19 protein-coding genes and 1 other RNA gene are annotated in these 23265 nt (G+C 56.7%); 10 read left to right on the top strand and 10 right to left on the bottom strand.

Annotated features, from left to right (window positions below; all coding sequences use genetic code 11):
* Positions 1-53: 53 nt before the first annotated feature.
* The 3 genes from hemP to ppsR form a co-directional block, all read right to left on the bottom strand.
* Complete coding sequence (gene hemP / locus ACHH0Z_RS15645; protein ID WP_021241095.1) at positions 54-236, bottom strand: hemin uptake protein HemP; 183 nt, start codon at positions 234-236, stop codon at positions 54-56.
* Positions 237-434: 198 nt separating this feature from the next.
* On the bottom strand, positions 435-1481 hold the full coding sequence (gene aroH, locus ACHH0Z_RS15640; RefSeq protein ID WP_008500645.1) for a 3-deoxy-7-phosphoheptulonate synthase AroH: 1047 nt from the start codon (positions 1479-1481) through the stop codon (positions 435-437).
* Between the two features lie 152 nt (positions 1482-1633).
* Positions 1634-2467: a posphoenolpyruvate synthetase regulatory kinase/phosphorylase PpsR gene (gene ppsR, locus ACHH0Z_RS15635; RefSeq protein WP_008500644.1), complete on the bottom strand. Its 834-nt coding sequence runs from the start codon at positions 2465-2467 to the stop codon at positions 1634-1636.
* A 335-nt stretch (positions 2468-2802) separates the two neighbouring features.
* On the opposite strand from ppsR, the gene ppsA reads away from it, so the two are divergent.
* The 3 genes from ppsA (at position 2803) to ACHH0Z_RS15620 (ending at position 9195) form a co-directional block, all read left to right on the top strand.
* A complete protein-coding gene (gene ppsA, locus ACHH0Z_RS15630) occupies positions 2803-5181 on the top strand; it encodes a phosphoenolpyruvate synthase (RefSeq protein ID WP_021241097.1) in 2379 nt (792 codons plus the stop codon).
* Positions 5182-5415: 234 nt separating this feature from the next.
* Positions 5416-6816 (top strand): MFS transporter, encoded by a 1401-nt coding sequence (locus ACHH0Z_RS15625; protein WP_023292663.1) that lies wholly within the window; start codon positions 5416-5418, stop codon positions 6814-6816.
* Between the two features lie 3 nt (positions 6817-6819).
* Entirely contained in the window at positions 6820-9195 is a 2376-nt protein-coding gene (locus tag ACHH0Z_RS15620) for a glycoside hydrolase family 3 N-terminal domain-containing protein (protein ID WP_045406275.1), read from the top strand.
* Between the two features lie 5 nt (positions 9196-9200).
* On the opposite strand, the gene rprA is transcribed toward ACHH0Z_RS15620, so the two are convergent.
* Positions 9201-9308: antisense sRNA RprA (gene rprA, locus ACHH0Z_RS15615), an RNA gene on the bottom strand.
* A 207-nt stretch (positions 9309-9515) separates the two neighbouring features.
* Positions 9516-10631 carry an AI-2E family transporter YdiK gene (gene ydiK / locus ACHH0Z_RS15610; protein ID WP_045406273.1) on the bottom strand — a complete coding sequence of 372 codons (1116 nt, stop codon included), beginning with the start codon at positions 10629-10631 and terminating at the stop codon, positions 9516-9518.
* Positions 10632-10831: 200 nt separating this feature from the next.
* On the opposite strand from ydiK, the gene ACHH0Z_RS15605 reads away from it, so the two are divergent.
* The 3 genes from ACHH0Z_RS15605 to ACHH0Z_RS15595 all read left to right on the top strand — a co-directional run bounded on the left by ACHH0Z_RS15605 (position 10832) and on the right by ACHH0Z_RS15595 (position 14575).
* A complete protein-coding gene (locus ACHH0Z_RS15605; protein ID WP_045406270.1) occupies positions 10832-13888 on the top strand; it encodes an FAD-binding and (Fe-S)-binding domain-containing protein in 3057 nt (1018 codons plus the stop codon).
* Complete coding sequence (menI, locus tag ACHH0Z_RS15600; protein ID WP_045406266.1) at positions 13885-14295, top strand: 1,4-dihydroxy-2-naphthoyl-CoA hydrolase; 411 nt, start codon at positions 13885-13887, stop codon at positions 14293-14295. Before ACHH0Z_RS15605 ends, menI begins: the two co-directional genes overlap by 4 nt.
* An 85-nt stretch (positions 14296-14380) precedes the next feature.
* The gene (locus tag ACHH0Z_RS15595) at positions 14381-14575 is read left to right on the top strand and encodes a YdiH family protein (protein WP_003857766.1); all 195 of its coding nucleotides are present in this window, start codon (positions 14381-14383) and stop codon (positions 14573-14575) included.
* Positions 14576-14625: 50 nt separating this feature from the next.
* Here the strand turns inward: ACHH0Z_RS15595 and ACHH0Z_RS15590 are convergent, their stop codons facing one another.
* The 5 genes from ACHH0Z_RS15590 to ycgZ form a co-directional block, all read right to left on the bottom strand.
* A complete protein-coding gene (locus tag ACHH0Z_RS15590) occupies positions 14626-15255 on the bottom strand; it encodes a helix-turn-helix domain-containing protein (RefSeq protein ID WP_021241103.1) in 630 nt (209 codons plus the stop codon).
* A gap of 131 nt (positions 15256-15386) precedes the next feature.
* A complete protein-coding gene (gene fdhF / locus ACHH0Z_RS15585; protein ID WP_023327184.1) occupies positions 15387-17537 on the bottom strand; it encodes a formate dehydrogenase subunit alpha in 2151 nt (716 codons plus the stop codon).
* Positions 17538-17727: 190 nt separating this feature from the next.
* Positions 17728-18006 carry a biofilm development regulator YmgB/AriR family protein gene (locus ACHH0Z_RS15580; protein WP_023327185.1) on the bottom strand — a complete coding sequence of 93 codons (279 nt, stop codon included), beginning with the start codon at positions 18004-18006 and terminating at the stop codon, positions 17728-17730.
* Positions 18007-18035: 29 nt separating this feature from the next.
* The gene (locus tag ACHH0Z_RS15575) at positions 18036-18356 is read right to left on the bottom strand and encodes a hypothetical protein (RefSeq protein ID WP_045406264.1); all 321 of its coding nucleotides are present in this window, start codon (positions 18354-18356) and stop codon (positions 18036-18038) included.
* A 4-nt stretch (positions 18357-18360) separates the two neighbouring features.
* Complete coding sequence (gene ycgZ / locus ACHH0Z_RS15570; protein ID WP_008500634.1) at positions 18361-18600, bottom strand: regulatory protein YcgZ; 240 nt, start codon at positions 18598-18600, stop codon at positions 18361-18363.
* A 340-nt stretch (positions 18601-18940) separates the two neighbouring features.
* On the opposite strand from ycgZ, the gene ACHH0Z_RS15565 reads away from it, so the two are divergent.
* The 4 genes from ACHH0Z_RS15565 (at position 18941) to sufB (ending at position 23259) form a co-directional block, all read left to right on the top strand.
* Positions 18941-20161: a diguanylate phosphodiesterase gene (locus ACHH0Z_RS15565; protein WP_045406262.1), complete on the top strand. Its 1221-nt coding sequence runs from the start codon at positions 18941-18943 to the stop codon at positions 20159-20161.
* Positions 20162-20349: 188 nt separating this feature from the next.
* Positions 20350-21078, top strand: a complete 729-nt coding sequence (locus tag ACHH0Z_RS15560) for a MerR family transcriptional regulator (protein ID WP_008500632.1) — start codon at positions 20350-20352, stop codon at positions 21076-21078.
* Positions 21079-21391: 313 nt separating this feature from the next.
* Positions 21392-21760, top strand: coding sequence for a Fe-S cluster assembly scaffold SufA (sufA, locus tag ACHH0Z_RS15555; protein ID WP_008500631.1), 369 nt, complete (start codon positions 21392-21394; stop codon positions 21758-21760).
* Between the two features lie 8 nt (positions 21761-21768).
* On the top strand, positions 21769-23259 hold the full coding sequence (gene sufB, locus ACHH0Z_RS15550) for a Fe-S cluster assembly protein SufB (protein ID WP_021241107.1): 1491 nt from the start codon (positions 21769-21771) through the stop codon (positions 23257-23259).
* Positions 23260-23265 lie beyond the last annotated feature (6 nt).

Raw genomic sequence — 23265 nt, 5'->3', positions numbered from 1 at the left:
TCGAAAGCGCTGGCTGCCTGGGGATCACCTGGGTGGCTGGCGAAGTTTTTGGTTTATTTTGTGAGGATCAGTTTTCCGGCATGGGTCTGGCGCAGCAGATAGCGCTGGCCGTCATGCTCGATAATGACCCGCCCCGCATCGCCGAGCAGGGTTTTGCTGTCAATCCGACGCTCGGTAGGGGCTGGTGCTGTGTCTGTTTTTGCTGGCGTTGCCGCGCTGTTATCCGTACGTGACATAATGTTTATAAATAACAATCAATGTAACAATGATAATCATTATCAATAAACTGCAAATTTACGGCAAGCGTTTTTGTGAAAAAAGGGTGAGAGGATCAATATTGTGCAATTAAAAGCCCGGTGGCGGCTTCGCCTTACCGGGCCTACAACGGCACGAATCGTAGGCCGGGTAAGGCGAAGCCGCCCCCCGGCAGGAAGTTAAAAGCGCGTGTCCACGGCTGCAGCCAGCTTCTCCAGCAGCAGCTCGCTGTCTTCCCAGCTCAGGCACGGGTCGGTGATCGACTGGCCGTACACCATCTGCTGGCCAGCAACGATTTTCTGCGTGCCTTCTTTGATAAAGCTCTCCGCCATAATCCCTGCAACGGCGGTTGAACCGCTGCGGATCTGCTGGCAGATCTCATCGCAGACGTCCAGCTGGCGGCGATGCTGCTTCTGGCAGTTGCCGTGGCTAAAGTCCACCACCAGATGTTCCGGCAGGTCGAATTCCGCCAGCGTTTCACAGGCCGCCGCAATATCTTGTGCATGATAATTGGGCTTCTTCCCGCCGCGCATGATGATGTGCCCGTACGGGTTACCGCTGGTCTGGTAGATGGTCATATGACCGCTCTTGTCCGGCGACAGGAACATGTGGCTGGCACGGGCCGCGCGGATGGCATCAACCGCAATACGCGTATTGCCATCGGTCCCGTTTTTAAAGCCGACCGGACAGGAGAGGGCGGAGGCCATCTCGCGGTGGATTTGGCTCTCGGTGGTGCGTGCGCCAATCGCGCCCCAGCTGATCAGATCGGCGATAAACTGCCCGGTCACCATATCGAGAAACTCGGTGGCGGTCGGCACGCCCAGCTCGTTGACCTGCAAAAGCAGCTTCCGCGCCAGCTCGATGCCGTGGTTCACGCGATAGCTGCCGTTGAGGTCAGGGTCGGAAATCAGTCCTTTCCAGCCCACCACGGTACGCGGTTTTTCAAAGTAGGTTCGCATCACAATCTCAAGGCGATGCTGGTACTTATCCCGCAGGCCCTGAAGCCGTTTTGCATAATCCATCGCGGCATCCAGATCGTGGATGGAGCAGGGACCAATCACCACCAGAAGACGCTTGTCTTCACCATTAAGTATTTTTTCAATGCGGCGGCGGGAGGCCGTCACGTGTTCCGCAACGGCAGCGGAAACAGGATGCCGCTGGGCCAGTTCAGCCGGCGTGACCAGGCTGTCAATGCGCGCAGTGCGGAGTTCATCGGTTTTATTCATGGAATGTCTCAGAAAATTTTTGCTTCATCGGCAGACTACCGGGAAGTGATGGGCATCACCTTAAACCAATCCCTGCTGATTTCAAGTTCGGGGCGACACCGCCCCGTGGTTGCCGATGATGATACCTGAATCTGAGCTAATGTACTAGCATATTAGTACATGCGGCGATTAAGCCCCATGATGTCGAGAATTTTGGTGGCAATTTCTTCCACAGAGTAGTTGGTGCTGTTCAGCCACGGGATCTGATTTTTGCGGTACAGGGCTTCCACTTCGGAGACCTCCATCCGGCACTGGCGCATGGAGGCGTAGCGGCTGTTCTCGCGGCGCTCTTCGCGGATGGCGGCAAGGCGCTCCGGATTGATGGTCAGTCCGAACAGCTTGTGCTGCAGCGGCTTCAGGGCGGCGGGCAGCACCAGGTTATCCATATCGTCAGCGATGAACGGGTAGTTGGCGGCGCGAATGCCGAACTGCATCGCCAGGTAAAGGCTGGTCGGCGTTTTGCCGCAGCGCGACACGCCAAGCAGGATGACCTGCGCCTGGTCGAGATTACGCAGCGAGATGCCGTCGTCGTGCGCGAGGGTATAGTCAATGGCGGCGATACGGGCATCGTACTTGGTCAGGTTGCCGGGGTTCAGCCCGTGGGTACGGTGGGCGATAGGCGTTGGGTCGAGCTTCAACTCGCTCTGCAGCGGAGCAACCAGCGCCTGCACGATATCCTGGCAGAAGCCTTCACTCTGCAGAATGATGGCGCGAATCTCGGGAATCACAATGGAGTAGAACACCAGCGGGCGGACGCCGGTCTGCTGGTAAATGGCGTCGATCTGGTCCTTCACCGCTTTGGCGCGGCTCTCATTTTCCACAAACGGCAGCGTAATGCTGTTGATCGATACGGGAAACTGCGACATCACCGCGTGGCCCAGCACCTCGGCGGTGATCGCCGTACCATCAGAAATATAAAAAACGTGACGATCGACAGCACTATCCATTTTACCCACCCTGAATATCAGACGTAATTGTCTGAAAGCATAAATTAAAAAAGTAATTTACACAGCAAAGAACTTATCCTAATTATGAATGAAACGCTGTTTTTGATTTTCCTGAAAAGTGGATTTCATTTTTCAAATAGCGACTTTATTTTTGGGGTTTCTGGCTGAATATAGAGGAATCATCGGGTTAATCGTTGATGGGAAAGTATCCGAAAAGTTGAAAATTTAAATTGCTTACACGATTCACCGTTTTTTTAGCGGAAATAATTATGCCAGTATAAATACGTAGTCAGGTGTTTCTTACTCCGATCAAATATCACAAAAGGATTGTTTCGATGTCCAACAATGGCTCGTCACCGCTGGTGCTTTGGTATAACCAACTCGGCATGAATGATGTAGACAGAGTTGGGGGCAAAAATGCCTCCCTGGGTGAAATGATTACAAACCTGTCGGGTATGGGTGTCTCCGTACCGAACGGGTTTGCCACCACCGCCGATGCCTTTAACCTGTTTTTAGACCAGAGCGGTGTTAACCAGCGCATTTACGACCTGCTGGATAAAACGGATATTGATGACGTGACCGAGCTTGCCAAAGCCGGGGCGCAGATCCGCCAGTGGATCATCGACACACCTTTCCAGCCGGAACTGGAAAAAGCCATTCACGACGCGTACAACCAGCTCTCCGCTGACGACGCGCAGGCCTCCTTTGCCGTGCGCTCCTCTGCCACCGCAGAAGACATGCCGGACGCCTCGTTTGCCGGGCAGCAGGAAACCTTCCTGAACGTCCAGGGTTACGATGCGGTGCTGGTGGCGGTGAAGCACGTGTTTGCTTCCCTGTTCAACGACCGCGCCATCTCCTATCGCGTGCACCAGGGCTACGACCATCGCGGCGTGGCGCTCTCCGCTGGCGTGCAGCGCATGGTGCGCTCGGACGTGGGCTCATCCGGCGTGATGTTCTCCATTGATACTGAATCCGGCTTCGACCAGGTGGTGTTTATCACCTCCGCGTGGGGTCTGGGTGAGATGGTTGTGCAGGGTGCGGTAAACCCTGACGAATTCTACGTCCACAAGCCTACGCTGGCCGCTGGCCGTCCGGCGGTGGTGCGCCGCACCATGGGCTCGAAAAAAATCCGCATGATCTATGCCCCGACCCAGGAGCATGGCAAGCAGGTCAAAATTGAAGACGTACCGCAGGAGCTGCGCGACCGCTTCTCCCTGACCGACGCCGAAGTGCAGGAGCTGGCGAAGCAGGCGGTGCAGATCGAAAAACACTACGGCCGTCCGATGGATATCGAATGGGCGAAAGACGGGAACACCGGCAAGCTGTTTATCGTGCAGGCGCGTCCGGAAACCGTTCGCTCACGCGGTCAGGTGATGGAGCGTTACACGCTGCACGCCCAGGGCAAAATCGTGGCGGAAGGCCGTGCTATCGGTCACCGCATCGGTGCCGGTCCGGTGAAGGTGATCCACGACATCAGCGAGATGAACCGCATTGAGCCAGGCGACGTGCTGGTGACCGACATGACCGACCCGGACTGGGAACCGATCATGAAGAAAGCGGCGGCTATCGTCACCAACCGCGGCGGGCGTACCTGTCATGCGGCGATCATTGCCCGCGAGCTGGGGATTCCTGCGGTCGTCGGCTGCGGTGACGCCACCGAGCGCATGAAGGACGGGCAGAACGTGACCGTCTCCTGTGCCGAAGGCGATACCGGCTACGTGTATGCCGATATTCTCGACTTCAGCGTGAAGAGCTCCAGCGTGGATACCATGCCGGATCTGCCGCTGAAGATCATGATGAACGTCGGTAACCCGGACCGCGCGTTCGACTTCGCCTGCCTGCCGAACGAAGGCGTAGGCCTGGCGCGTCTGGAATTTATCATCAACCGTATGATCGGCGTTCACCCGCGTGCGCTGCTGGAGTTTGACGACCAGGAGCCGAAGCTGCAGAACGAAATCCGCGAGATGATGAAAGGCTACGACTCGCCGAAAGAGTTCTACGTCGGCCGTCTGACCGAAGGGATCGCCACGCTGGGTGCCGCTTTCTATCCGAAACGCGTGATTGTGCGCCTGTCTGACTTCAAGTCAAACGAATACGCCAACCTGGTGGGCGGCGAGCGCTACGAGCCGGAAGAAGAGAACCCAATGCTGGGCTTCCGCGGGGCCGGACGCTACGTGTCCGACAGCTTCCGCGACTGCTTCGCGCTGGAGTGTGAGGCGGTGAAGCGCGTGCGCAACGACATGGGGCTGACCAACGTCGAAATCATGATCCCGTTCGTGCGTACCGTCGATCAGGCGAAAGCAGTTGTTGACGAGCTGGCGCGTCAGGGTCTGAAGCGCGGCGAGAACGGGCTGAAGATCATCATGATGTGCGAAATCCCGTCCAACGCCCTGCTGGCCGAGCAGTTCCTGGAGCACTTCGACGGCTTCTCTATCGGCTCGAATGACATGACGCAGCTGACGCTGGGTCTGGACCGCGACTCCGGCGTGGTCTCCGAGCTGTTCGACGAGCGCAACGAGGCGGTCAAAGCATTGCTCTCCCTGTCCATCCGCGCGGCGAAGAAGCAGGGCAAATACGTCGGGATTTGTGGTCAGGGGCCATCCGACCATGAAGACTTTGCCGCCTGGCTCATGGAGGAGGGGATCGATAGCCTGTCCCTGAACCCGGACACCGTGGTGCAAACCTGGCTGAGCCTGGCGGAACTGAACAAGTAACGCCACGCTGACCCGAAAAGGCGAGGATATTATTCCTCGCCTTTTTTATTTCCGCCCGAATATGCTCCCCATCACAAATAAAGTAAAAAACTAAATATCATAATTTGCCTGTCAATTTAGACAATTGTTAGCGCGCAAACCGTTGCTAATACTTGAGCCTTACATGCGCATTTCCTTTCTGATGATGCGCAACTGGTTGAAATACGTTTTAACCTGATAAAAAGGCAAATAACAATGACACTCTCCTCTGTATTGCGTACCAAAGATAAAATAGGTTATGGCTTAGGTGATATGGCCAGCGCGCTGGTCTGGCAAACGGCAACGTTATTTCTCGCCTATTTCTATACGGACGTTTTTGGACTGCCCGCCGCAATCATGGGCACCATGTTTTTAGTGGTGCGCGTGGTCGATGCGTTTGTCGACCCGTGCATTGGCGCGCTGGTGGATCGCACTCAAACGCGCCACGGCCGTTTCCGTCCCTGGCTGCTGTGGTTCGCCATTCCGTTTGGCGTAAGCTGCCTCATCACCTTCTATGTACCGGACGTGGGGCCGACGGCGAAAATCGTTTATGCCTGCCTGACCTACGCGATCTTAAGCCTGATTTACTCCGCGATTAACGTGCCTTACTGCGCTATGCCCGGTGCGCTGACGCTGGATCCGCGCGAGCGTCACTCCCTGCAGTCGTGGCGCTTTGGCCTGTCGTTTATCGGCGGGTTGATTGTGACGGTGATTGCCCTGCCGCTGGTCTCACTGTTAGGCCAGGGCAACGTGCAGAAAGGCTATTTCTACGCCATGAGCCTGATGGGGCTGCTGGGCATTGTGCTGTTTTTCTGTTGCTTCCTGATGACCCGCGAGCGTTATTCTCCGCGCAGTGATACTTCCGGCTCGATGCTCACCGATTTAAAACTGCTGGCCGGAAACAGCCAGTGGCGCATTGTTTTCCTGTTTAATATTTTGCTGTTAACGGCGGTGGTAACGCGCGGTTCCGCCACCATGTATTACGTGAACTATGTGCTGTTGCGCCCGGAACTGGTTTTTGCCTTTATTGTTTCCGGAATGGTCGCCTCCTTAAGCGGCGCACTATTATCTGAACGGCTGCTGGGGAAATTTGACCGCGTGCGCGCCTATCAGTGGACCATTATTTCCTTCGTCATTTTCGGGGCGCTGATTTTCTTCCTGCCGCCTTCGCAGGTGTGGCTGATTTTTGGCCTCAACATTGTCTTTAGCTTTGTGCAAAACCTCACCACGCCGCTGCAGTGGACCATGTTCTCCGATGTGGTCGATTACGAAGAGCATCGCAGCGGCCGCCGCCTGGACGGGCTGGTTTTCTCTACCGCGCTGTTTGCCATCAAATTTGGGCTGGCGCTGGGTGGGGCGGTCGTCGGCTGGGTGCTTGGCATGGTGGATTACGCCCCGGGACAGGCAGCCCAGGCGCCGCACGTGCTCTCTACGATCAACGCCCTGTTCACTCTTATCCCTTGCGCGCTGTTCCTCTGCATGGTCGCGCTGCTTTCAATCTACAAGCTTAACAGCCGGCTGGTGGATTCCATCGCCCGGGAGCTGGCCAGCAAGCGTGAGGTGAGACCCGAAGCAGGGCCGCTCAGCCCGGCAACCCCTTCCGCACTACAGGAGTAAAACATGACAGCTATCTATAAGGACGCGGGACGTCCCGTGCACGAGCGCGTCGCCGATTTACTGGCGCGTATGACCCCGGAAGAGAAGTTCGCCCAGATGCATGCGTACTGGCTGATCCTCGATGAAAACGGCAACCACCGCGAGCGCAGCGACCTCAGCGACGAATTCGCTGGCGTGAGCGAGCAGGCCGCGCTGAGCGAACGGCTGAAGCTGGGCGTCGGGCAGATCACCCGTCCGCTGGGTACCCATATCGTTGACGCGAAAACCGGCGTGCGCGCCGCTAACCGCCTGCAGCGCTTGATGATGGAAGAGACGCGACTCGGCATTCCGGCCCTGTTCCATGAAGAGTGCCTGGTGGGGCTGCTGTGCAAAGACGCCACGCTGTTCCCGTCGTCGCTGAACTACGGTTCGACCTGGGATCCGGAACTGGTGCAGCGCGCGGCAGAGCAGATTGGCAAAGAGGCGCGATCCGTCGGCTGCCAGCAGGGGCTGGCGCCGGTGCTGGACGTTTCCCGCGACGTGCGCTGGGGGCGAACCGAAGAGACCTTCGGGGAAGATCCCTGGCTGGTGGGCGTGATGGCGACCGCCTACGTGAAGGGCTTACAGGGCGATAAGCGCGATCTGCTGGCGACGCTCAAGCATTACGTGGGCCACTCGTTCAGCGAAGGGGCGCGCAACCACGCCCCGGTGCATCTGGGCTTTAGCGAGCTGAACGACACCTTCCTGCTGCCGTTTGAAATGGCGGTCAAGCTGGCAAACGCCGGTTCGGTCATGCCCGCCTACCACGATATCGACAATCAGCCGGGGCACAGCGACAGCTTCCTGCTGACCACCGTCCTGCGCGAACAGTGGGGCTTCGACGGCATTATTGTGGCGGACTACGGCGGCGTCAGCCTGCTGCACCAGCATCACGGCATTTCCCACGATGCGGCCGAATCCGCCGCGCTGGCCTTCAACGCCGGGCTGGACGTCGAGCTGCCGAAAGATGACTGCGCGCGGCATCTGGCAGACGCCGTTGAGCGCGGGCTGATCTCTATGGCGAAAGTGGATGAGATTGTGGGCCGTGTGCTGACCGAAAAATTCCGCCTCGGCCTGTTTGAGAACCCGTATGCCGATGAAAACGGCATCGATCTGCAAAATGAGATGACCCGCCAGGTGGCGCGGGAGGTGGCGACAAAATCGATCACGCTGCTGGAAAACAACGGCATTCTGCCGCTAAATGGTAAGCCCCGCGTGGCGCTTGTGGGACCGACGGCAGACGATCCGCTGGCGTTGCTCAGCGGCTACAGCTTCCCGGTGCATCTGATCATCAGCGATATGGTTGAGGAGACCTCGCAGGTGACGACCCCGCGCGCGGCGCTGGAACACTACCTCGGCGCGTCTCAGGTCCGTTACGCCAAAGGGTGTCACATCATCGAGAAACGGATGGCGGGTGCGCCGGTCTTCCCGGGCGACAGCGGCGGTAAGCCGATGCAGCAGTCTCCCGTGTCGCAAAGCACCGCGCTGATCCCCGAGGCGGTCAACGCCGCGCAGGAGAGTGACGTGGTGGTGGCCTGCGTGGGCGATCTCGCCGGGCTGTTCCAGAGCGGTACCGTGGGGGAAGGTTCCGACACCGATTCCCTGAACCTGCCGGGTGTTCAGCAGCAGCTGCTGGAGGCGCTGGTGGCGACGGGCAAACCGGTGATTGTCGTGATGACCGGCGGGCGTCCTTACACTCTTCAGGGCCTGGAGGACAAGGTGGCCGCGCTGATCGTGGCGTGGGCACCGGGGCAGGAAGGGGGCTGGGCGATTGCGGACGTGTTAACGGGACGGGCAGAGCCGCAGGGCCGTCTGGTGGTGAGCGTGCCGAAAAGCGCCGGGGCCATGCCGTATTACTACAATCACAAGCTCAAAAGCGGCGGCACGCCGTTTGCGTTCCACTTCGGTTCACGTTATCCGTTTGGCTTCGGCCTCGGCTGGACGACGTTTCGCTGGAATGCTGCCCGCGTCGCTGAAAGCAGCGTGCCGGTCGACGGCGAGGTGAGGCTGAGCGTGGATATTACCAATACCGGAGAGCGCAGCGGCAGCGAGGTGGTGCAGGTTTACGTCAGGGATAAGGTCGCCACCCAGGTGCGGCCGCTCCAGGAGCTGAAGGCCTTCCAGCGCGTCACGCTCTCGCCGGGCGAAACCGCCACGCTCAGCTTTACGCTGCCGGTGGAGATGTTCAACTTCACCCGTCGCGACGGGAAACGCATCGTTGAGCCGGGCGAGTTTGAACTGCAGGTTGGCGCATCGTCGGCGGATATCCGCCAGGTGGTGACGGTCAATGTGACCGGGGAAACGCGGGTGCTGCCTGCCGAGTGGCGGATGCTCAGTACCTGTGAGGTTACGCGCGCGTAGTCAGGATAAAAAAAAGCCCATCGTGGGAGATGGGCAAAGACTACACACAGCAATTCGTTGTTTCACTCAGGGGATTTCCATGCTTATAAATCAAGGTGTTGATTTATAACCGTGTGCTAATAGTAGGCATGTCCGCTTTTAGCGTCGATCGGATTCGTCTCAATAGTTAAAGAGATATAAAGATTTCTTGAGGTTATGAGCAGATTGAGTGCAGAAATTGCGGGTCTGACCAGTGTGCAACGAATAAATACTTTAGCAGCGTTAAAGTATTGGGTGGGGGAATGTAGGCCGGGTAAGCGTTAGCGCCACCCGGCAAAAACTTAATGCGTGTTCTTCTCTTCCAGCTCTTCCAGTTCGCTCAAAATCACGTCCGGGTCGGTTCCCGGCGGCGGAATTTCATGCACCCAGGCGGAGAACAGACGCCAGGTAACGGCGAGCAGCACCGGGCCGATAAACAGGCCAATCATGCCGAAGGCAATCAAGCCGCCAATCACCCCGGAGAGGATCAGGATCAGCGGCAGGTCGGCACCCATGCGGATGAGTATCGGACGAATGACGTTATCCATGGTGCCGACCACGCAGCTCCAGACCAGCAGCACCGTTCCCCATGTGGTATCTCCCGTCCAGTAGAGCCAGATAATGCAGGGCACCAGCACCAGCAGCGGCCCCAGTTGTGCAAGACAGGTCATCAGCATGACAACGGTGAATATCGTGGCATACGGTACGCCGGAAATCGCCAGACCAATACCGCCCAGCACCGCCTGCACCAGCGCGGTGACCACCACGCCCAGCGCCACCGCGCGTACGGCCTGCGCCGCCAGCAGTACCGCAGCGTCACCGCGTTTGCCCGCCAGGCGGGTGGCAAAGTGACGAACGCCCAAAGCCACCTGCTCACCGCGCCAGTAAAGCAGGGCGCTGAAGAGGAGCATCAGGGTACAGTGCATCATAAAGCGGCCAATATGCGCCGCCTGACCCACAAACCAGGTGGTGGTGGTGCCAATATATGGGCGCACTTTTGCCATCAGCGCGCTGCCGCCCATCTCCAGCAGGCTGTGCCAGCCGCTGTAGAGCTTGGCGCCCACGACCGGAATGCTGTTCAGCCAGGCGAGATCCGGCAGCGTGAGATCGCCGCTGGTCACGGCGCGGATCACCGGGCCGCTGGAGTCGACGAGACTGTTTACCAGCAGCGCAATGGGAATAATAAACAGCAGGAACAGCAGCAGCGTCATGACCAGCACCGCTAACCCGCGGCGGTCGAACAGCAGCTTCTGCAAGCGCAGCAGCAGAGGCCACGTGGCAACGACAACGGTCGCGGCCCAGGCGAAGCCAAGAATAAAGGGTTGAACAATCCACAGACACGCAATGATCATGAGGGCCAGGAACAGCACCGACAGCAAAATTTGCGCAACATCCCTGGGCTGGCGAAGATTGACCATAAATGAAACTTTCCTTAAAAGAACGCCAGCGCGGCTGGCGGGAACGGAAAACCGCATCTCTTTAATCATTAATGATCTCAGCGGTTTTTAACAGGCGGATTTTGCCCGTAATTCTACGAAGCACATAAGAAAAAAATGTGATAAAACTTTCCGGACACAACGCAAACGATTTCACATTACTCTAATTAGGGTCGACAGTCATGATCCCACAGATTTCCCAGGCACCCGGCGTCGTTCAGCTGGTGCTTAATTTTTTGCAGGCACTGGAGCAACAGGGTTTTACAGGTGATACCGCCACGAACTATGCCGACAGGCTGACGATGGCAACCGATAACAGTATTTACCAGCTTCTTCCCGATGCCGTCGTTTTCCCTCGTTCTACGGCCGACGTGGCGCTGATTGCCCGACTCGCCACGCAGGAGCGCTTTGCCTCGCTGGTCTTTACGCCGCGCGGCGGCGGCACCGGTACCAACGGTCAGGCGCTGAACCAGGGCATTATTGTTGATATGTCGCGCTATATGAACCGCATCATTGAGATCAACCCGGAAGAGGGGTGGGTGCGGGTCGAAGCGGGCGTTATCAAAGATCAGCTTAACCAGTACCTCAAGCCTTACGGCTACTTTTTTGCCCCGGAACTTTCCACCAGTAACCGCGCGACCCTCGGCGGGATGATCAACACGGATGCCTCCGGTCAGGGCTCGCTGGTCTACGGCAAAACCTCCGATCACGTGCTGGGCGTGCGGGCCGTTCTGCTGGGCGGCGATATTCTCGATACGCAGCCGATGCCGGTCGAACTGGCGGAAACGCTGGGTAAAGATAACACCGCCAGCGGACGCATCTACCGTACCGTGCTGGAGCGCTGCCGCGACAACCGCCAGCTTATTCTCGACAAATTCCCCAAACTGAACCGCTTCTTAACGGGCTACGACCTGCGCCACGTCTTTAACGACGACCTGACCCAGTTCGATTTAACCCGCGTGCTCACCGGTTCCGAAGGGACGCTGGCGTTTATCACCGAGGCGCGGCTGGATATCACCCGCCTGCCGAAGGTGCGTCGTCTGGTGAACGTCAAATATGACTCTTTCGACTCCGCGCTGCGCAATGCGCCGTTTATGGTGGAGGCGAAAGCGCTGTCGGTGGAAACGGTCGACTCCAAAGTGCTCAACCTGGCCCGGGAAGATATTGTCTGGCACTCCGTCAGCGATCTCATTACCGACGTGCCGGACAAAGAGATGCTCGGTCTTAACATCGTGGAATTTGCTGGCGATGACGCGGAGCTGATTGAGCGTCAGGTCACCACGCTCTGCCAGCGACTGGATGAGCTGATTTCGCAGGGCGAAGGCGGCGTGATCGGCTGGCAACTCTGTAACGATCTGGCCGGGATTGAGCGTATCTATGCGATGCGTAAAAAAGCCGTGGGTCTGCTCGGCAATGCGAAAGGGGCGGCGAAGCCGATTCCCTTCGCCGAAGATACCTGCGTGCCGCCTGAGCATCTGGCGGATTATATCGTCGAGTTTCGCGCCCTGCTGGACAGCCACGGCCTGAGCTACGGCATGTTTGGCCACGTCGATGCCGGGGTGCTGCACGTGCGTCCGGCGCTGGATATGTGCGACCCGCAGCAGGAGATCCTGATGAAGCAGATCTCCGACGATGTGGTGGCCTTAACCGCTAAATACGGCGGTCTGCTGTGGGGCGAGCACGGGAAAGGGTTCCGCGCAGAATACAGCCCGGCGTTCTTCGGCGAACAGCTCTATGCGGAGCTGCGCAAGGTGAAAGCGGCTTTCGACCCGCATAACCGCCTCAACCCGGGTAAAATCTGCCCGCCAGAAGGCGTGGACGCCCCCATGCTGCAGGTGGATTCCGTCAAGCGCGGCACCTACGACAGACAGATCCCGATTGCGGTGCGCTCCTCCTGGCGCGGCGCGATGGAGTGCAACGGCAACGGCCTGTGCTTTAACTTTGACGTGAAAAGCCCGATGTGCCCGTCGATGAAAATCACCAGCAACCGCATTCATTCGCCGAAAGGGCGGGCGACGCTGGTGCGCGAGTGGCTGCGTCTGCTGGCGGACCGTGGCGTCGATCCCCTGAAGCTGGAGCAGGAGCTGCCGGAAAAACGGGCCAGCCTGCGCTCGCTGATTGAGCGCACCCGCAACAGCTGGCATGCCAACAAGGGCGAGTATGATTTCTCCCATGAGGTGAAAGAGGCGATGTCCGGCTGTCTGGCCTGTAAAGCCTGCTCGACCCAGTGCCCGATAAAAATCGACGTCCCGGAATTCCGCTCGCGCTTCCTGCAGCTTTACCACACGCGCTACCTCCGCCCGGTGCGCGACCATCTGGTGGCAACGGTGGAAAGCTACGCGCCGCTGATGGCGCGCGCGCCGAAGACCTTCAACTTCTTTATCAACCAGCCGCTGGTGCGCAAGCTTTCCGAAAAGCATATCGGCATGGTCGATCTGCCGCTGCTGTCGGTGCCGTCTCTGCAGCGCCAGCTCGTCGGGCATCGTTCGGCGAACATGACCCTGGAGCAGCTGGAGGCGCTCACGCCTGAGCAAAAAGCGAAGGTGGTGCTGGTGGTGCAGGATCCGTTTACCAGCTACTACGATGCCCAGGTGGTTGCGGACTTTATCCGCCTGTCGGAAAAGCTGGGCTATCAGCCGGTTGTGCTGCCGTTCTCGCCCAACGGCAAGGCGCAGCACATTAAAGGCTTCCTGACGCGCTTTGCGAAGACCGCGCAGAAAACAGCTGACTTCTTAAACCGCGTGGCGCAACTCGGGATACCGATGGTCGGCGTCGACCCGGCGCTGGTGCTGTGCTACCGCGATGAATACAGGCAGACGCTGGGCGATAAGCGCGGTGATTTCCACGTCATGCTGGTGCACGAGTGGCTGCCGACGGCCCTGGAAGACAAAGCGGTTCAGGACGTCAGCGGTGAGCCGTGGTATCTGTTCGGACACTGCACGGAAGTCACCGCGCTGCCTGGTGCCCCCGCGCAGTGGGCGTCCGTCTTTGCCCGCTTCGGCGCGAAGCTGGAGAGCGTTAGTGTGGGCTGCTGCGGCATGGCCGGCACGTACGGACACGAAGTGAAAAACCACGCCAACTCGCTCGGCATTTATGAGCTGTCCTGGCATCAGGCGATGCAGCGCTTGCCGCGAAACCGCTGTCTGGCGACGGGATACTCCTGCCGCAGCCAGGTGAAACGGGTAGAGGGTAACGGCGTACGCCACCCATTGCAGGCTTTACTGGAGATAATTGGATGATCTGGAAACGTGCCGTGACGCTGCAGGCGCTGAACGCCATGGGCGAGGGGAATATGGTGGGGCTGCTGGATATCCTGTTCACCCGCATTGGCGACGATGACATTGAGGCCACCATGCCTGTCGATCATCGCACCCACCAGCCGTTTGGTTTATTGCACGGCGGTGCGTCCGTCGTGCTGGCCGAAACCCTGGGCTCGGTGGCGGGATATCTCTGTACCGAAGGGGAGCAGAAGGTGGTCGGACTCGAGGTGAATGCTAATCATATCCGCTCGGTACGCAGCGGGCGCGTGCGCGGCGTGTGCCGCGCGCTGCACGCCGGTAGTCGCCACCAGGTATGGCAGATTGACATTCTCGACGAGCAGGATCGCCTGTGCTGCTCTTCAAGGTTGACGACAGCGGTTGTGTAAAGTTTTCAGATGTTTTGCCTTTGGTCAAAAACTAGCCAGCGGGTTGTGATATACTGGTCAGGTTTTGTACATAAGCGAGGACATCATGGATACTGAAATAACCCCAACACAGCTGGCAATTGAATATTTACGTCGCGATAAGAGCAATCTGTCCCCGGCGCAGTACCTGAAAAAGCTGAAACAGCTTGAGCTGGAATTTACAGATTTGCTGGCGCTCTCTTCGAATGAGCTGAAAGAAGAGATCTACTTTGCCTGGCGGTTGGGCGTTCACGTCCATTGAGAGAGTAATGTTGAAAAGGCCGCAACTGCGGCCTTTTTTGTGTCTGAGATTCAGTATTTAGCGGGGAGCTTGTTGATTTTGATAAGCCTGCCTTCTTCCATTTCGATAAATCCGCCGGTTTTCAAATCCGCCAGAATGCGCATCACGCCGCTGCGGGAGAGGTGGGTTTTCTCCCTGATATACTTTTCCGCCGTCACGCTGAGCCGATAATCTTCCTCTTCCTCCGTCAGCTTTATTAACTGCTGGCGAATCATCTCATACGCCGTCGGCGCGCCCTGCGGCATCACGTTGTTATAGAGACGGCTATACACATACATGAGCTGTTGAGAGAGCAGTCCCCAAAGCGCCTTCTCTTTAATAATGGCATTCACCCTTTCTGTGGTGATCGTCCCGATCAGGCACGGGCTGACGGTCTTAAGATAATCACTAAAATAGATATCAGTGAGGTTAGCGAGGCCGAAAACAGCAGGGCTTCGGGCCGTAGACAGCATCATGTTATCGCTTCTTCTGTAGACGGCGATGGTTCCTTCAAGAATTAAATAGCACATACCCTGACCATTGACCTGCAGGTCCAGCCGCTCGCCGCGGGCGGTATGTCGCGTTGTGCAATCAGGTAACAGGTGTGAAATAAGCGCTTGCGCGTGGGGAGAACCCCGCTGAGACTTTTCTGGAAGGGACATGGTTGCCGACAGCCTTAAAAAAAACCTGGCTAATTATAGCGCTTCTCTTTGGGGCGGGTAAGCGAGTTGCTTGTTATTGCATGATACCGTACGCGATTGCCGGGTGGCGGTTACGGCACCCGGCATTTTCCTCAGACGTTCGCCGCACTTATCAGCCGCGACTTCATGGACTGATACGCCGATGCGGCATAGTCCTCTGCCCAGCGCTGGTCCTCAATCGCCTCCAGCTGCACCGCGCAGTACTTCGTTTCCGGGGTTTTGGAGATGGGATCGAGGTTATCCTGGGTTAGCTCGTTGCAGGCGCCAATCCACCACTGATAGGTCATATAAACGGCCCCGGCGTTGATGCGCTCGCTGATGCTGGCGCGGGAAATTACTTTCCCCCGGCGGGAGCGTACCCAGACCAGCTGTCCGTCAGTAATGCCCAGCTTGTCCGCATCGGCAGGGTTCATTTGCACCCGGCCCGGCTCGTCGGCCAGGCTTTGCAGCGCGGCACAGTTCCCGGTCATGGAGCGGCAGGAGTAGTGGCCCACCTCGCGGACCGTACAGAGCACCAGCGGGAAATCCGCATCCGGAGTTTCCGCCGGCGCGCGCCACGGTGCGGCAAAGAGCTGCCCTTTACCGCTCGGGGTATCGAACTGATTATCTTTGTACAGGTACGGCGTACCGGGATGATCCAGCGTCGGGCACGGCCATTGAACGTGACCCATCTCGCCCATTTTTTCATACGTCACGCCGTAGAAGAGCGGGCACAGCTCGCGCATCTCGTCCCAGATCTGCTGGTTGGAGTCATAATGCATCGGATAGCCCATCTCGGTGGCGAGCAGGCTGATGATCTCCCAGTCGCGCTTCACGTTGCCGCTGGCTTCAATGGCTTTGCCAAAACGCTGGAAGCCGCGATCGGCACAGGTAAAGACGCCGCCGTGTTCACCCCATGAGGTAGCCGGAAGCAGAACGTCCGCCACCTCTGCCGTTTTGGTCATAAAGATGTCCTGAACCACGACAAACTCGAGCGCTTCAAAACCGCTGCGCACCAGGCCGAGATCGGCTTCCGTCTGGAGCGGATCTTCTCCCATGATGTAATAGGCTTTGACCTTGCCTTCCAGCGCAAGATGCGGCACTTCGGTAATGCGCGTCCCGACGCGATCGTCCATTTTATTGACATCAATACCCCAGGCATCAGCGAACTTCTGCCGGACCGCCGGGTCGGTCACATCCTGATAGCCGGGGAACATATTCGGCAGTACGCCCATATCGCAGGCACCCTGGACGTTGTTCTGACCGCGCACCGGCCCGACGCCGACGGCAGGGCGACCGAGATTCCCGGTCAGCAGCGCCAGGCTGGACAGCCCTTTGACCACGTCAACGGCCTGACCAAACTGGGTCACGCCCATTCCCCACATCACGGTAGCGGAAGGAGCCGCCGCGAACGTGCGCATCGCCTGGCGGACATCACGGGCGGGGATGCCGGTAAGATGTTCGACCTTCTCAGGCGCATAGTCTTTTACCGTTTGCCGGTAGGCCTCAAGCCCTTCCGTAAAGCGCGCCACGTAGCTTTTGTCGTACAGCTCCTCTTCCAGCAGCACATAGCCAAAGGCGTTCACCAGCGCCATGTTGCTGCCGTTTTTCAGCTGAAGATGTTGGTCGGCAATACGCGCCGTTTCAATACGGCGCGGATCGCAGACGATAATTTTTGCGCCGTTTTCACGCGCTTTCAGCACGCGGCGGGCAACGATAGGGTGGGAGTCCGCGCAGTTATAGCCAAACACCAGCAGACATTTTGAGTTTTCAATATCGTTAATGGAGTTGCTCATCGCGCCGTTGCCGAGCGTTTCCTGTAAACCCGCCACGGACGGGCCATGACAGACGCGCGCGCAGCAGTCCACGTTGTTGGTGTTCAGCACCGCGCGGGCAAACTTTTGCATCACGTAGTTGGTTTCATTGCCGGTGCCGCGAGAGGAGCCGGTGGTCATGATCGACCGCGGCCCGTGCTGCGCTTTAATGCTGCTGAGCCTGTGGGCGGTGTAGCGGATCGCCTCTTCCCAGGTAACGGGGGTGAAGGCTTCGCCTTTGCGGTAGCGGATCATGGGCTGGGTAAGGCGGGGGGTGAGAAGACGGGTGTCGTTGAGGAAGTCCCAGCCGTAAAACCCTTTCAGACATAAGGTGCCCTGGTTTGTGACCCCCTCTGCCGCTTCGGCACGGATGATACGGTTATTTTCAACGACAAGGTTCAATTTACAGCCTGCACCGCAGTACGGGCAGACGCTGGCGATCTTTTTCATCAATAACAGACCTGTTAAGAAATGAAGCAAAGTTGACTGGAAACCCAGTCCCGTATACGGAGGTAAGCAGGAACCGTGCCAGGTTGGTTTTTCATGGATTACAGGGCGTTATGCGGGGAGGGCGCGTGTCATCGTCAGGCCGATCGTCAGTTTTGACGATGACACGTTAGGGGGCGTGGCGAGCAGGAACTCAGAGATCGTCCATCGTGTAACCCACCACGATTTCCAGCGTCTTGCGAATCACATCCGCCTGAACCACGTCATTGGTGGCTTCCAGCGTCTGAATGAGCCAGAGGATGATCGCCTTATTGGACAGATGCCCTTCGGAGGCCAGAACACAGCGTACTGCAGTAGAAAAAATAGCGGACTCTTCAGCAAAACGATCGCCTGCATGGCGGAAATACTCCGCCAGCGCACTGTCTAAAAAAGCAGAGTGATATTCGGGTTGAAGCTGAATATTTTGTCTCATTTGTTCTCACCGTAGCTGTTAAATTGCAGTCAATGTATTTTTTTGGGATCGGACGGTTTTCCACTTCCAAATAACGGCACTACATTGTCTCGGTTATCGTTGAGAGATCCCTCTCTTATTGTTCGTCCTTGCGCGGTTCTGCGACGTGTAAAGGCGATGCTGTTTGAGCCGATCTCGGCAATCACCATCGCAAGTGTCTCCCGCCGCTGGGGATCCTTTTCATGTTCTTTCATGACCCGCAGACGCTGTAGCAAGCCTTCTGTTGTCACCGGCCCCCGCTCTTTCAGAAGAGAGAGAACGGCTTCACCGATAAGCTGGTCTATCAATCGGTCTGCGTTACTGCGATTCATATCCTTACCGTTCGAAGAGCAGACCAAGCAGCATGTGGTAATGCTCTTCCTCTTCCGGCCCATCGGCCTTTTCGAGGCGGCTGAGCAATTTTGTACAAAGCGATTTGCGATTAAGGTTTCGCCCGTCGCTGAGAATTTCAACAACCACCTGGCCCAGCGTTTCCTGTTGGGTCGGAAGAGCGGCTTTTTCGAAGTACTGTGCGATTGCTGCTGCGGAATCTGCGACGTAACCTTTCTGCTGCATGTTTCGCTCCTGTAAAATTTTGTAATCAGTAACGTTACATTTAAGGTATACACAATTTCCAAATCTGTACATCTAAAATGTACAGATTTTTAGATTTTTTTCGATATATCTTATAAATCATTTATTTTTCATTGCGTTGGGTTGGCGTTGTGATGGGGGTAGAGTGCAGGATATATTGTACAAAAAGCGCAGGTGCTGGTAAGTTGTACAGCCGAGTCAAACGGTCTCATTAACTGCCGTAAATGGTTGAGATGTAAATTATTTGTCAGGCAATTAATGTGCTATAAATGAACATTCCCCACGTCTTTCGTGGCCAAAACCCTAACCCCCCAGGAATAGCATGCTCACAACCATCATTTACCGCAGTCATATCTGCGAGGACGTTCCAGTGAAAGCGCTGGAAGCAATGGTCGCTGCTGCAAATCGTAAAAATCGGCAATCCAATGTCACGGGGATCCTGCTGTTTAACGGCACACATTTTTTTCAACTGCTTGAAGGGCCGGTTGAGAACGTGTCGGCTATCTATGAGCAGATCTGCAACGACCCGCGCCACCATAACGTGGTCGAGTTAATGCGCGATCACGGCCCTGTCCGGCGTTTTGGCAACGTGGGTATGGAGCTTTTTGATTTGCGCCACTTCGACCGGGACGAGGTGCTGCAGCAGATACTTAATAAGGGGACGACACGCTACCAGCTGGCCTATAACGATCGCCCTCTGCAGTTTTTCCGCACCTTTGTCGAGGCCACGGAAAAAGCGAACTATTTTGAACTGCCGCCTGCGGATACATGGGATTTCGTACGCGAAGAGACGCGTTTGTCCGCACAGCCTGAGGTGGTCGCGAAAGGGGCGGATTGCAGCTTCGCGTTCCAGCCGATAGTCGATCCGTTTATGCAGCAGGTTGTCTCCTGGGAGGCGCTTCTCCGCACCCCGTCCGGCGACTCGCCGGGGGCCTATTTCGCCAGTCTTCCGCAGGAGGAAGTGTACACCTCTGATTTGCAGAGCAAGCAGGTGGCTCTGTCTATGGCCAGCGCGCTGGGGTTACAGGACCAGACGTTATCCCTGAACCTGCTGCCTATGACGCTGGTTAACATTCCCAACGCCGTGGATTTTCTGCTCACCGCGATTGAAGCAAACGGGTTTGTACCTGAGCAAATCGTGGTGGAGTTCACCGAGAGCGAAGCCATTTCCCGTTTTGATGAATTCACGGATTCGGTCAGGCAGTTAAAAAGCGCGGGTATCAGCGTGACGATCGATCACTTTGGTGCCGGTTTTGCCGGGCTGCAGCTGCTGGCCCACTTCCAGCCTGACAGAATTAAGATTAATCGCGATCTGGTCGCGAACGTGCATAAAAGTGGCCCCCGACAGGCCATCATTCAGGCGATCATCAAATGCTGTTCCTCGCTTGAAATCCAGTTCTGCGCGGTGGGGGTAGAGAAGGCAGAAGAGTGGATGTGGCTGGAATCTGCGGGAATTTCCCAGTTCCAGGGGCATCTTTTTGCCAGCCCCCGGCACGGCGGTATTCCAGCCATTGCCTGGCCGGAGAAAAAGTTCGAATTGTGATAAAGCTGTACACAATCGGACAGACGTAACTGTACGAACGGTAAATTTTATACAACAATGTATTAACAGGTGAATGGCGTCGTAAGCCATTCACCCGTTCAAAATGCGGTCTTAGTTATACAAATGGTGTGTACAATCTGATAAGGTTGGTGCAGTTAGGTATGGAAGTTCTGAGCGTGAGGGAGTTAATGGCCTATTACAGTATCGGCGAAGTGGCCGAACGATGCGGTATCAACCCCGTTACGCTGCGTGCCTGGCAGCGCCGTTATGGATTGTTGAAGCCGCAGCGCAGCGAAGGGGGCCATCGTCAGTTTGACGATGAAGATATCCTGCGTATAGAAGAGATCAAACGCCTGATGAAGAGCGGCGTTTCGGTCGGGAAAGTAAAAGCCTTGCTGGAAAACAAGGAAGTGTTGACTCAGGGTAACTGGGTCTCGTTCCAGGAAGAGATGATGACCGTTCTGCGCTACGCCAGCCCGGCAAAGCTGCGCGCCAAAATTGGTGAGTTCCGCCGAGATCACCCGATAGATTCCCTGATTGACAATATCATTTCTCCCGTCCGTCAGCGGATGAACCAGGACCAAAATACCGTGCGTCACATGGCGAGCCTGTTAGACGGAGTCCTGATTGAATTCGCGATTGCAAGCCTGGCGGAGTCCCGTAAGAAAGCCGGTAAAGACGCTCTCCTGATCGGCTGGGAGTGCGATGACCGCACCCATCTGTGGCTCGAAGCCGCGCGCTTAGCGCAGAAGGGCTGGCACATCGACGTCCTGGCAGAACCGATTGATTCGCCGCGTCCTGAACTGTTCCCGGGGCAAAAAATCTTCGTCTGGACGGGGAAATCGCCAACGCCTCGACAGCAGGAACAGCTCGACCACTGGCGTGAACAGGGGTTTGCTGTCTCATTTCATCATTAAGTGTAAGAGGCCTTGAGGGCCTTTTTTTATTTTTGTCACTTTCCACGCAAAAGCTATCTCAAAAATAGGCATTTCCAATGCATATTTTACGTTTCTCCTCTCCTGCCCAAATGCCACAACGAAATGCATTATTAATCAATGTATTGAACAATTGAATCCATCCTGCCTGCATCCTGCCACAGGGTCTATGCTTAATAAAAGTAGGCAAAAAGGGCGGTTTAGCCGAATGCCCCTGCTGACAGAGGGTTGAAGTGATAATCGTTATCACTAACATGGTGTTATGCCCTGATGGCTTATCAGATGAGGTGGACCTATGGAACTGCATTCAGAAACCTTTAATCCTGCCGATTTTGCCTGGCGCGGGTTAACGCTCACGCCAGCGGCGGCGGCACATATTCACGAGCTGGTGGCGAAAAAGCCCGAGATCCTCGGCGTGCGTTTAGGTGTCAAACAGACCGGCTGCGCAGGTTTCGGTTACGTGCTTGATACCGTCACCGAACCCGAGAAAGATGACCTGGTGTTTGAGACTGACGGCGCGAAACTGTACGTCGCGCTGCAGGCCATGCCCTTTATCGACGGCACCGAAGTGGACTACGTCCGCGAAGGCTTAAACCAGTTATTCAAATTTCATAACCCGAAAGCCCAGAACGAATGCGGCTGCGGCGAAAGCTTTGGGGTATAGGCGGAACTATGTCTCGTAATACTGAAGCAACGAGTGAAGTAAATACCTGGAGCGGCGGGCACCTCAACTATAAAGAGGGGTTCTTCACCCAGCTGCAGACCGATGAGCTGGCAAAAGGCATCAACGAGGATGTCGTGCGGGCGATCTCGGCGAAACGTAACGAGCCCGAGTGGATGCTGGAGTTTCGCCTGAGCGCCTACCGCGCCTGGCTGGAGATGGAAGAGCCGCACTGGCTGAAAGCGCATTATGACAAGCTGAACTACCAGGATTACAGCTACTACTCCGCGCCCTCCTGCGGCAGCTGCGATGACACCTGCGCCTCGCAGCCCGGCGCGGTGCAGCAAACCGGCGCAGAGAACAGTTTCCTCAGCAAAGAGGTGGAAGAAGCCTTTAACCAACTGGGCGTACCGGTGCGCGAAGGGAAAGAGGTGGCGGTGGACGCTATCTTTGACTCGGTCTCGGTGGCGACCACCTACCGCGAGAAGCTGGCAGAGCAGGGGATCATTTTCTGCTCCTTCGGCGAAGCGATTCACGATCATCCTGAACTGGTGAAAAAGTACATCGGAACCGTGGTGCCCTCTAACGACAACTTCTTTGCGGCGCTTAACGCTGCGGTGGCCTCGGACGGCACCTTTATTTACGTGCCGAAAGGCGTGCGCTGTCCGATGGAGCTTTCCACCTATTTCCGCATTAATGCCGAAAAAACCGGCCAGTTCGAACGTACCATTCTGGTCGCGGATGAAGGGAGCTACGTCAGCTACATCGAAGGGTGCTCCGCCCCGGTCCGCGACAGCTATCAGCTGCACGCGGCGGTGGTGGAGGTCATCATCCATAAAGACGCCGAGGTGAAATACTCGACGGTGCAAAACTGGTTCCCGGGCGACGGCAATACCGGCGGCATCCTGAACTTCGTGACCAAGCGTGCGCTGTGCGAAGGCGAAAACAGCAAGATGTCGTGGACCCAGTCCGAAACCGGTTCGGCCATCACCTGGAAATACCCGAGCTGCATCCTGCGCGGGGATAACTCCATCGGCGAGTTTTACTCGGTGGCGCTTACCAGCGGCCATCAGCAGGCGGACACCGGCACCAAGATGATCCACATTGGTAAAAACACCAAATCGACCATTATCTCGAAAGGGATTTCCGCCGGACACAGTCAGAACAGCTATCGCGGGCTGGTGAAAATCATGCCGACGGCGACCAATGCGCGAAACTTCACCCAGTGTGACTCGATGCTGATTGGCGCTGACTGCGGGGCGCATACCTTCCCATACGTCGAATGCCGTAATAACACGGCCCAGCTGGAGCACGAGGCGACCACGTCACGGATTGGGGAAGATCAGCTCTTCTACTGCCTGCAGCGCGGGATCAGCGAAGAGGATGCCATCTCGATGATCGTAAACGGCTTCTGTAAGGACGTGTTCTCTGAACTGCCGCTGGAATTTGCCGTTGAAGCCCAGAAACTCCTCGCCATCAGTCTTGAACACAGCGTCGGTTAAGGAAAG

This window comes from Enterobacter cloacae complex sp. 2024EL-00227, assembly GCF_043945315.1.
In the GTDB taxonomy this organism is placed as follows: domain Bacteria; phylum Pseudomonadota; class Gammaproteobacteria; order Enterobacterales; family Enterobacteriaceae; genus Enterobacter; species Enterobacter roggenkampii.
Note: the sequence above shows the minus strand (reverse complement) of the source record. Positions and strands in the feature narration are given on the sequence as shown.